This is a genomic window from Microcystis sp. M169S2, assembly GCF_020245865.1.
GTDB lineage: Bacteria > Cyanobacteriota > Cyanobacteriia > Cyanobacteriales > Microcystaceae > Microcystis > Microcystis ichthyoblabe_A.
The window spans coordinates 24,603-35,919 of sequence record NZ_JADBUB010000216.1; the positions used below are offsets into that span (position 1 = coordinate 24,603).

The 11,317-nt window shown below is 42.2% G+C and carries 7 protein-coding genes and 1 rRNA gene; 6 read left to right on the forward strand and 2 right to left on the reverse strand.

All coding sequences use genetic code 11. The features are described from left to right. The first annotated feature begins 87 nt into the window (after positions 1-87). The 3 genes from IM485_RS19935 (at position 88) to IM485_RS19945 (ending at position 5,395) form a co-directional block, all read left to right on the forward strand. Entirely contained in the window at positions 88-2,538 is a 2,451-nt protein-coding gene (locus IM485_RS19935; RefSeq protein ID WP_287745169.1) for a transglycosylase domain-containing protein, read from the forward strand. Positions 2,539-2,684: 146 nt separating this feature from the next. Continuing rightward, the gene (locus IM485_RS19940; RefSeq protein ID WP_287745171.1) at positions 2,685-4,445 is read left to right on the forward strand and encodes a M61 family metallopeptidase; all 1,761 of its coding nucleotides are present in this window, start codon (positions 2,685-2,687) and stop codon (positions 4,443-4,445) included. A 23-nt stretch (positions 4,446-4,468) separates the two neighbouring features. Further along, positions 4,469-5,395: a branched-chain amino acid transaminase gene (locus IM485_RS19945; protein ID WP_104397999.1), complete on the forward strand. Its 927-nt coding sequence runs from the start codon at positions 4,469-4,471 to the stop codon at positions 5,393-5,395. Positions 5,396-5,473: 78 nt separating this feature from the next. On the opposite strand, the gene IM485_RS19950 is transcribed toward IM485_RS19945, so the two are convergent. Then, a complete protein-coding gene (locus IM485_RS19950; protein ID WP_192576023.1) occupies positions 5,474-5,623 on the reverse strand; it encodes a hypothetical protein in 150 nt (49 codons plus the stop codon). 349 nt (positions 5,624-5,972) lie between these two features. Between IM485_RS19950 and kaiC the strand changes: the two genes are divergently transcribed. The 3 genes from kaiC to IM485_RS19965 all read left to right on the forward strand — a co-directional run bounded on the left by kaiC (position 5,973) and on the right by IM485_RS19965 (position 11,105). Continuing rightward, the gene (kaiC, locus tag IM485_RS19955; protein ID WP_104397997.1) at positions 5,973-7,493 is read left to right on the forward strand and encodes a circadian clock protein KaiC; all 1,521 of its coding nucleotides are present in this window, start codon (positions 5,973-5,975) and stop codon (positions 7,491-7,493) included. A gap of 72 nt (positions 7,494-7,565) precedes the next feature. Then, the gene (locus tag IM485_RS19960; RefSeq protein ID WP_104397996.1) at positions 7,566-8,396 is read left to right on the forward strand and encodes an amino acid ABC transporter substrate-binding protein; all 831 of its coding nucleotides are present in this window, start codon (positions 7,566-7,568) and stop codon (positions 8,394-8,396) included. Positions 8,397-8,480: 84 nt separating this feature from the next. Beyond that, complete coding sequence (locus tag IM485_RS19965; protein WP_104397995.1) at positions 8,481-11,105, forward strand: DNA polymerase III subunit alpha; 2,625 nt, start codon at positions 8,481-8,483, stop codon at positions 11,103-11,105. 47 nt (positions 11,106-11,152) lie between these two features. Here the strand turns inward: IM485_RS19965 and rrf are convergent. Continuing rightward, positions 11,153-11,270, reverse strand: a 5S ribosomal RNA gene (rrf, locus tag IM485_RS19970). Between the last annotated feature and the right edge of the window lie 47 nt (positions 11,271-11,317).

Below are 11,317 nucleotides of genomic sequence, written 5' to 3' on the forward strand. Positions count from 1 at the left end.
GGGAAATTATTTTTATTTATTCTCCCCACACCCCACACCCCACACCCCACACCCCACTTCCCCACTTCCCTCACCCGCTCAACTAACATGAAATACAAACAAAAACTTAGTCAATTTTTTCATAATCTCGCTAATAAATTAGAGAATTCCGAGCAACCCCCTAAAGTCGATCCTATCGACTCCAAATCTGCGCCAGTTGCGGGGGAAAAGCCAGTAGAAGCCGCTTCCGAAGAAAAAAAGGTTAATTTAGTCTCCCAAACCAGTAGCAAGGCTCTAGAGACATTAAAACCCTTAAAGAACAAGTTTACTACCCTGATCGCTAATTCCCCCTTACCGCAATGGCGACAACATCCCCGCTTTGGCTTGTACTTGGGATTGGGATTAGGCGTAACTGGGGGCATTTTAGGGGTAGGTTGGGGCATTTATCGCCTTGAAAGCTCTTTACCGCAAAATATCGCCGATATACAAACCTATGCTCGTCCAGGCACCCTAACCATTCAAGCCGCTAATGGGGAAATCCTCAAGCAAAATGGCCCTAGTACCTACGAAACCGTGAAAATTGCCCAAGTTCCCCCACTGGTACAGGAGGCCTTTATCGCTAGTGAAGACCGCCGTTTTCGCCAACACGGGGGAGTTGATGGCCAGGGTATTGCTCGCGCTCTCTTTTCTAACCTGAGAGCCGGGGGAGTGGTGGAAGGAGGCAGCACCATCACCCAACAATTGGCCCGAATTGTCTTTTTATCCCAAGAAAGGAGTTTTGATCGCAAATTACGCGAAATGCGTATCGCTCAGAAAATAGAAGATAAATATACAAAAGACCAGATTTTAGAGCGTTATTTCCACCTAGTTTATCTCGGTTCCGGGGCCTACGGTCTTGCCGATGCCGCTTGGTTATATTTCAGTAAACCCGTCGATAAATTAACTCTAGCCGAAGCTGCCACCCTTGCAGGCATTGTTCCCGCTCCTAGTCTCTATTCTCCCCTCGAAAACCCTAAATCTGCCCTAGAACGGCGTAATATCGTCCTCAAAACTATGGCCGAGGTGGGATTTATTACTAACGCTCAAGCAGAACAAGCGCTCGCATCTCCCCTAGGCCTTAAAACCAGTCCCCTAAAACGTCTGCAACGGCAAGCGGCCTATTTTACCGATTATGTGGAAAAGGAACTGCCGCAACTGGTTCCCGCTAAAACCCTAGAAGCGGGGGGAGTGGTGGTTAAAACCACCCTTAATCCTCGTTGGCAAAGCGAAGCGGAGGAAGTGGTAGAAAGAGCGGTTTCTCGTTATGGCAAGTGGCAGAACTTCCAACAGGCGGCTTTAGTGGCAATTGACCCCAAAAATGGACAAATTAAGGCTATGGTCGGGGGAATTGACCACGATAAGAATCAATTCAATCGGGTGACACAGGCAAAACGTCAGCCGGGATCTACTTTTAAACCTTTTGTCTATGCGGCGGCGATTGCGGCGGGTAAATCCCCCTATTCTAATTATAAAGATGCTCAGTATGTGGTGGATGGTTATAAACCGGAAAACTACGGTGATAGGTATAGCGGCCGGGAGGTGTCCATGCGCGATGCTTTGACTTCTTCCCTGAATGTGGTGGCGGTTCAGGTGTTAGTGGCTGTGGGTTGGAATCCGGTGATTAAATTAGCTCAAGATATGGGGATCCAGTCGAAACTTTTACCCACTTATTCTTTGGCTTTGGGTGCTTCGGAAGTCAATCTTTTAGAATTGACCAGCGCCTACGGCACTTTTGCTAATAATGGTGTGCATCAACCAGTTTACGGTATTAATCAGGTACTCGATCGCAATGGTAAAGTAATTTATCAAGCCAATTTTAAACCGAAAACTGCTCTGAATAAAAACACGGCGGCGACGATGACTTGGATGCTGCAGGATGTGGTTAATTCGGGAACGGGAACCCCCGCACAAATTGGTCGTCCGGTGGCAGGAAAAACCGGCACTTCTGATAAAGCTCGCGACCTTTGGTTTGTCGGTTATATTCCCCAATTAGTCACGGGAATTTGGCTCGGTAATGACAATAATAAACCCACAAATGGAGCCAGTACCATGTCCGCTTGGATGTGGCGACAATTTATGTTAGAAGCAATCAAGGATATTCCCTATCAAGGTTTCCCAGAACCGAATTTAGGCAAACGTCCAGTGACATTAAAAGCGGAACCAATTAAACCCCGACGTACCTACTTTACCCAAACTACTAACAATCGTTTAGCCAGCAGCGATGAGGGTTCCCCCACCGAAGGACCTATCCGCAGACGGCGACGGGTTCGGGTAAGTCGCGAGCAAACTATTGTCCGTTCTAATACTAGCGAACCGGGCCAACGCCGTTCTAGTCGTCGGCGTACTACCGTTGCTCCTACCAGCGCCGCTGCTCCTAGTCCTCAAAATACGGCCCCCGCAGCAGCCGAACCGATTACCGTTCCCGTCAATGTGGCAGCTCCCGAAACTCGTTCTGTTCCCCTACCGGTAACTCCTCCCCCCGATGTGGCTCCTCCCGCACCCCCGGCAGAAAGACGCTGAATCGGTAAAAAAACCCTCGCAGGATTTGCGGGGGTTACAGTGCCAAAACTGCTCGGTCAAATCTTGGAAACCCATCGGATTTTTGGCGGCGAAACCGGGTAAATTGGCCGAAAGCTTGCCGCTATAATAACTTAAAAGCTTGTTTAATGCCGATGACCAGTCTTATTTCCCCCGCTACCATCTCCTCAACTCGTTTAAGTCTCAGCTATCAAGTGGCTATGTCGGAACCGACTTCACACCTCTTTGAAGTCACTCTACAGATTACTGGTTGGCAAGCTCCGATTTTAAACCTAAAAATGCCGGTTTGGACTCCCGGTTCCTATCTAGTGCGGGAATACTCCCGTTTAGTTCAAGATTTTCAAGCTATTAACCTTAACAGTCGCAAAGTTGCTAAAAATCACTGGCAGATTGACACTGGTAATAGTTCCGAAATAACGGTCAAATATCGCGTTTTTGCCCACGATTTAACCGTCAGAACCAACCATCTTGATGATACTCACGGTTACTTCAACGGGGCTGCTTTATTCTTCTATATCCCCGATTATCAAAAACATCCCCTCACCTTGACAATTATCCCCCCCCATGGCGATTGGCGCGTTACCACTGCCTTAAAATCTTTACCCGGACAGAAAAACACCTTTTACGTTCCCGATTTCGATACCCTAGTGGACAGTCCTGTGGAAGTGGGGACTCATCAGTTATACGATTTTGTCGTCGAGGGAAAACCCCATCAATTAGCTATCTGGGGACGGGGAAACGCCAATCCTAGTCAAATTATCGCCGATACCACTAAAATTATTCAAACCGAGTCGGCTATGTTCGGTGGACTCCCTTATGATAATTATCTCTTTTTGCTACATCTTTCGGCGGCTGGTTACGGGGGACTAGAACATAAAAATTCCTGTACCCTTAACTATGCGCGTTTGGGATTACGAGATAAGGATAAATATCATCGTTTTCTGCAATTAGTCGCCCATGAGTTCTTTCATCTCTGGAATATCAAGCGTATTCGCCCAAAAGCTTTAGAAAGCTTCGATTATGACGCAGAAAATTATACTTCTTCCCTCTGGTTTGCCGAAGGAACCACCAGTTATTACGATATGATAATCCCTCTACGGGCGGGAATATACGATAGTAAGACTTTTTTAGAGCTTTTAAGCAAAGAAATCACCCGTTATCTCAATATACCCGGCCGTCTTGTCCAACCTCTAGGCGAATCGAGTTTCGATGCTTGGATAAAACTCTACCGACGGGATAGCAATAGCGATAATAGTCAAATTTCCTACTATCTCAAGGGGGAATTATTGTCGCTGCTTCTCGATTTACTAATTCGCACCCACACCGATAACCGTCGTTCCCTCGATGATGTTTTACGCTCGATGTGGCAACATTTCGGTAAAGAGGAGATTGGTTATACCGATGGGGAGTTGCAGGCAATTCTCGAATCGGCTGCGGGAGTGGATTTAAGCGACTTCTACCAGCGTTATATCGACGGTTTGGCAGAATTACCCTTTAATGAATATCTTGAACCTTTTGGACTCTATCTGCGGGGTGTTGGCAATGGGGAGACGATACCTCATCTGGGAATGCGGGTACAGAGTGAAGCGGGTAAAGAAATAATTAAATTTGTCGAGATGGGTTCTCCTTGCCAAAAAGCGGGAATTAATGCTGATGATGAATTATTGGCTATCGATGGATTGCGGGTGACGGCGGAACACTTAAACGAAAGATTAAAAGACTACCGCGCAGGTGATATTATTCAGATAACAGTCTTTCATCTCGATGAATTGCGAACCCTTGCTGTTCCACTGGCCACCCCGCAGACGATTCGCTATGAAATTATCAGGGTAGAAAATCCTTCTAATAGCCAGAAACAAAATTTTTCCGCATGGGTAAATCCCGTTTAATTCTTGGTTAAATCAACAAAAAAATGTCTATTACCGCCGAAATTCCTTTCCTTCCTCTCGCCTATTTTGAGAATAAATTTATCCCTTTTACTGAGGCCAAATTATCCGTTGCTACCCACGCGCTACACTACGGAACTGCCGCTTTCGGTGGTTTACGAGGTACTCCCGACCCTAACAATCCGGGACAGATATTATTATTTAGATTAGAACGTCATTGTCAGCGTTTAAGTCAAAGTGCTAAGTTTCTTAATTACGAGATTTCTGCTGATAAAATCTATGAAATAATTATCGATTTTGTGAAAAAGAATCAGTGTCATCGACCTTTTTATATTCGTCCCCTTGTCTATAGTTCAGGGTTGGGAATTGCTCCGCGATTGCATGGTATCGAGAAGGATTTTCTAGTCTATGGTCTAGAAATGGATGATTATTTAGCAGCCGATGGGGTTAACTGTCGGATTAGTTCTTGGTATCGTCAAGAGGATAGAAGTTTCCCGTTGCGAGGTAAAATTAGCGCCGCTTATATCACTTCTGCTTTAGCAAAAACGGAAGCGGTAGAATCGGGGTTTGATGAGGCAATTTTAATGAATTCTCAGGGTAAAGTCTGTGAAGCGACGGGAATGAATATTTTTATCATCAGAAATGGTCAGCTAATTACTCCTAGTTTTGACCAAGATATCCTAGAGGGTATTACTAGAGATAGTGTTTTAACTATTGCGCGGGATTTGGGTATTCCAGTTATTGAAAGACCCGTAGATAAGACGGAGTTATTTATCTCTGATGAGGTGTTTTTAAGTGGCACTGCGGCAAAAATTACTCCGATTAAAAAGATTGAAACTTTTTCTTTACCCGCAGATAAACCGATTACTTATCAGTTAAAAGAAAAGTTAAGTTCTATCGTTCTTAATCAGGAACCAAAGTATCAAGATTGGATTACTCAAGTTCCTTTGTAGTTAGAGAAATTTACTTAATTTCTCCTTTAGATGCGTCAAATAATGGCGCATCTGAACTAACCCTGAAATAAACAGAATTTATCTATTTTTCGGTTTGGCTCCTTCCTGTATATAGGGTATAGTTTTATTAGAATCAATCTTCAGCACGGGTTTCTTCCCTGTTGCTGTTTTCTCTTGTTGATTGTCGGTTTTTTGCTGATTTTGATTATTATCGGTTGTATGTTCCATAGTAGAGCAAATAAGTATGACAAATATTTGGCTCACCTATGATTATACCTTAAACTCTCTCAAAGTTGTCAAGGATAGTATTAACCAACTAAAGACAAAACTTACTTTGATCCTAACTATTAGTTAGCTGCTGTTTTGGTTAATTGTGGCTAAGATTTACCTGCTTATATAGTTTCCCTTGAATATAACCAATCTCTTTATGCTTGGGTGAAGCTGTCCTGCATTTAAACGATGTCTGGGAAGTTTTATTACAAATGCTCAAACTCTCAAACTAGGGATCAATTTCTGGTATCACTGGTCACTGAAATAGGTACAATAAACATTAGCTCGTTTTCATAGAGAACTTAGAATGACGCAAGATAATCCCCTAGAGTTGATTGAGAAGTTAGAAACAGGAATCCCCGGCTTTGATTTTCTTTCGGAAGGGGGATTACCGAAAGGACGAGCAACTTTGATAGCGGGGACGGCAGGAAGTGCTAAAACGGTATTTGCCTGTCAATTTCTCGCAGAAGGCATCAAAAATGGAGAAAATGGCGTTTTTGTCACCTTCGAGGAGCCACCCCAAGCACTCAGAAAAAATATGGGTGGTTTTGGTTGGAATATCCGGCAGTGGGAGGAGAATCGTCAATGGGCCTTTGTCGATGCTTCACCCCAACCGGAAGAAAAGCCGATGGTGACGGGAGAATACGACCTAGGCGCATTAATCGCTCGCATTGAGTTTGCTATCCGCAAAAATAAAGCCAAACGGGTGTCTATGGATTCTTTAGGCGCAATTTTCAGCCATTTGAGTGATAGCGCTCAAGTGAGAAGTGATCTTTTTCGTCTGGCAACCGCTTTGCGAGAATTGGAAGTAACAGCGATTATGACCGCAGAAAGAACCCAAGAATACGGCGAAATCAGTCGTTATGGGGTGGAGGAGTTTGTGGCCGATAATGTGGTGATTTTACGCAACGTTTTAACCGATGAGAAAAGAAGAAGGACGATCGAAATTTTAAAATATCGGGGAACCGATCACCAAAAAGGAGAATTTCCTTTTACAATTATTCCCAATAAAGGAGCCGTGATTATTCCTTTATCAGCCATTGAATTAGAACAAAAATCCTCTAATATTCGTATTACTTCCGGCAGCCTCGAACTCGATAGAATGTGTGGTGGTGGTTTCTTCCGCGATTCGGTTATTTTGGTTTCGGGAGCCACGGGAACAGGAAAAACCCTGATGGTGACAGAATTTATGGCCGGGGGAGTAAGCAATGGGGAAAGATGTTTAATTTTTGCCTTCGAGGAAAGTCGCGAACAGTTATTTAGAAATGCTACCGGTTGGGGTGTGGATTATGACCGCATGGAAAAGGAAGGTAAATTAAAAGTAGTCTGCCGTTATCCCGAAACTACGGGTTTAGAAAATCATTTAATTATGATGAAGGAAATTATCGAGGAGTTTCAACCTAATCGAGTGGCAGTAGATAGTTTATCTGCTTTAGAAAGGGTTTCTAATCTGAAAGGATTTCGGGAATTTATTATCGGTTTGACTTCTTTTATTAAGCAAAAAGAGGTGGGAGGATTATTTACTTCCACCACTCCCACTTTATTAGGAGGTTCCTCGATTACAGAAGCGCATATTTCTACAATTACTGATTCAATTATTCTGCTGCGTTATGTGGAAATGTATGGAGAAATGCGCCGCGGGATCACTGTTTTAAAAATGCGCGGTTCTATGCACGATAAGGATATTCGTGAGTTTTCGATCGATCATCAAGGTATGCACATTGGTCAACCTTTCCGCAATGTTACCGGAATTCTGGCTGGAACTCCTATGTACACAGCACAAACAGAAGTAGAACGTTTGAGTGGATTATTTGAGGATCGTAGTTAAAATATAGCAGCATTTGCTAATCGCACGTCGGTGGTTGGCTTTTTCTACTTATCTCCTTCTTGCTTTCTTGATATGTCTAAAAACTTTTGGTTGATTTTTCTAGGTCTTTTACTGATAAATAACCTACATTTATCAGTCTTAGCAGAAACAGTTTTACAAAGAATTGCTCGCACGGGAGAATTAAAAGCGGCAGCCAGAAAAGACGCTACTCCCTTTAGTTATATCGATGAGAAAACGGGACAATGGACAGGTTACGGAGTGGAATTAATGCGCTTAGTCCAACGTCGATTAGAACAAGAATTAGGTAAACCAGTTACAATAAACTTTACAGAAGCAACGACTAATAATCGTTTTCAGCAAGTGGAACAGGGACAAGTAGATTTATCCTGTAATGCGGCAACAATTACGGAAGAAAGACTAGAAAAAGTTAATTTTTCTATTCCCTATTTTATGACAGGAGCGCAATTTTTAACTAAAAGGGAAAATGTTGATAAAATAGATATTAATAACACTTTAGCGGCAGTTGCGATCGCCTATATTCCCGACACCACCACCGATAGTATTATTCGTTATATCTATCCTCTGGCTAATTGGCAAGCTGTCAGCGATCGAAGTGAAGCAGTGGCAAAATTACAAAGGGGAGAAGTTAAAGCAGTGGTTAGTGATGGAATTCTTCTACTGGGGGAAATCGTTAAACAAGGACAGGATCCGCGACAATTTGTGCTACTACCCCGTCAACCGATTACCACCGAACTTTATGGCTGTATTTTACCCAAAAACGATCCCGAATGGAAGAAATTTGTTGATACTGTCGTCGGCAGCAATGATAACCAGAAACTGCGAGAACAATGGTTTAATTTAGAAGAAAGTTCTTTCCCCTATAGGATTCTCAATCAACCCTAAAAATAGACTGTGATTGCTGAAAATTAAAAGTAAGTAAATTCTGGTTTTTTTTCCCTTTTCCTTGTCACTTTTTCCTGAAAAACTATGTCTTTTGTCGGTTTACATATTCACAGTGATTATAGCTTACTTGATGGTGCTTCCCAATTACCGGCACTAATTGATCGAGCGCTCGAATTAGGACAACCAGCGATCGCTTTAACCGATCATGGAGTCATGTATGGTGCGATCGAATTAATTAAAACCTGTCGTAATAAGGGAATAAAACCAATTATTGGCAACGAAATGTATGTAGTTAATGGCGATATTGAAGTCAATCTTCGCCACCGAAAATATCATCAAGTTGTTTTAGCCAAAAACACGCAAGGCTATAAAAATCTGGTTAAATTAACTACTATTTCTAATCTGAAAGGTATTCAGGGTAAAGGGATTTTTGCTCGTCCTTGTATTAATAAAGAGTTACTCCAACAATACCACGAAGGATTGATAGTTACCAGTGCTTGCTTGGGTGGAGAGATTCCCCAAGCGATTTTAGCTAATAACAGGAAACTGGCTAAGGAAACTGCTAAATGGTATAAAAAACTTTTTGGTGATGATTTTTATTTAGAAATTCAAGACCACGGTTCTAAAGAAGATCGGATTGTCAATGTAGAAATAGTTAAAATTGCTAAAGAATTAGGAATTAAAGTAGTTGCTACTAACGATTCTCACTTTATTTCCTGTTACGATGTAGAAGCACACGATGCCTTACTTTGTATTCAAACTGCCAAGTTAATTACTGAAGATAAACGCCTCCGTTATAGCGGAACAGAATACTTAAAATCTGCTGATGAAATGCGTTTACTTTTCCGTGATCATCTGCCAGAAGATGTGATTGAAGAAGCGATTAATAACACCTTAGAAGTAGCAGAAAAAGTCGAACCTTATAACATATTTAATGAACCAAGACTACCTAACTATCCAGTTCCTGCGGGACATACTGCTGATAGTTATGTAGAAGAAATTGCTTGGTTAGGATTATTAGAAAGATTAAAATGTCCTTCTCGTCACGAAATTGAAACTACTTACAAAGAAAGGCTAGAATACGAATTAAAAATGTTACAGAAAATGGGATTTTCTACCTATTTTCTCGTCGTTTGGGACTATATAAAATATGCTAGAGATCATGATATTCCCGTCGGTCCGGGACGCGGTTCTGCGGCGGGTTCTTTGGTAGCATATTCTTTAAAAATAACTAATATTGATCCCGTTCATCACGGTTTATTATTTGAGCGTTTTCTCAATCCTGAACGAAAATCTATGCCTGATATTGATACAGATTTCTGTATCGAGAGACGGGATGAAATGATCCAATACGTCACGGAAAAATACGGGGAGGCTAATGTTGCCCAAATCATTACTTTTAACCGTATGACATCAAAAGCTGTCTTAAAAGATGTGGCGCGGGTATTAGATATTCCCTACGCTGAATCGGATAAAATGGCGAAAATGATTCCCGTTTCTCGCGGTAAACCCACACCTTTAAAAGTGATGATTTCCGATGAAACTCCCGAACCAGCATTTAAAGAAAGATACGATACGGAACCCCATGTGCGTCATTGGTTAGATATGGCAATTCGTATCGAAGGTACTAACAAAACCTTCGGAGTTCATGCTGCGGGAGTCGTGATTTCTTCCCAGCCTTTAGATGAAGTGGTTCCTCTCCAGAAAAATAATGATGGTGCGGTAATTACCCAATATTTCATGGAAGATTTAGAATCATTGGGATTGTTAAAAATGGACTTTTTAGGGTTAAGAAATTTAACCACTTTGAAGAAAACCGCCGATTTAATTAAACAAAATCAGGGCATAGAAATTGATCTGGATCAATTGCCTTTAGATGAAAGAAAAGCCCTGCAAATTCGGGCCAAAGGGGAACATAAAAAACTACCTCCCGATATTCTCAAAACCCACGGATTACTAGAAGAAGGCGATTTAGAAGGTATTTTCCAGTTAGAATCGTCGGGGATGAAACAGATCGTTAAAGAGTTAAAACCATCGGGTATTGAGGACATATCTTCAATCCTAGCACTCTATCGTCCTGGTCCTTTAGATGCGGGATTAATTCCTCTCTTTATTGGCAGAAAACACGGTAGAGAACCCATTCGTTATGATCATCCTTTATTGGAACCAATTCTTAAGGAAACCTACGCAGTTTTAGTCTATCAAGAACAGATTATGAAAATGGCGCAGGATTTAGCGGGTTATTCCCTAGGAGAAGCGGATCTATTGCGTCGGGCAATGGGTAAGAAAAAAGCCTCCGAAATGCAGAAACAAAGGGAGATGTTTATCGATGGTGCTGCTAAAAATGGTGTGGAAAAAAGAATCGCTGAAAATCTCTTTGAACAGATGGTAAATTTTGCCGAATATTGTCTGGGAGGTGAGACGTTAATTTTAACTGAGGAATACGGATTATTACCAATTGCTAAAATTGTGAGCGAAGAAGTTAACTGCACTGTTTATAGTGTAGATAAAAATGGTTTTGTTTATAGTCAACCAATCTCTCAATGGCACGAGCGGGGTTTACAAGAGGTCTTTGAATATACCCTAGAAAATGGGCAAACTATCCAAGCAACCAAAGATCATAAATTTATGACTAGCGACGGAGAAATGTTAGCCATAGATACAATATTTGAGCGCGGTTTAGATTTAAAATCCTCTGATTTTTCCTAAAAACCAAACCCCTCAATCTCACCAGATTGGGGGGTTAGAAAGAATAATCCTGGCATCGAGCTATTGTCCCGGTCGGCAACCCGACAAGTATCTTGGCCACGGTGAAGTTTCACAACCGAGTTCGGGATGGAATCGGAGTGGTGCCATCACGTTAAAGACACCAGGAAGGGTAGAACCCTCAAGACTGCAAAAGCTAGGAAAAAAGTGGTGAA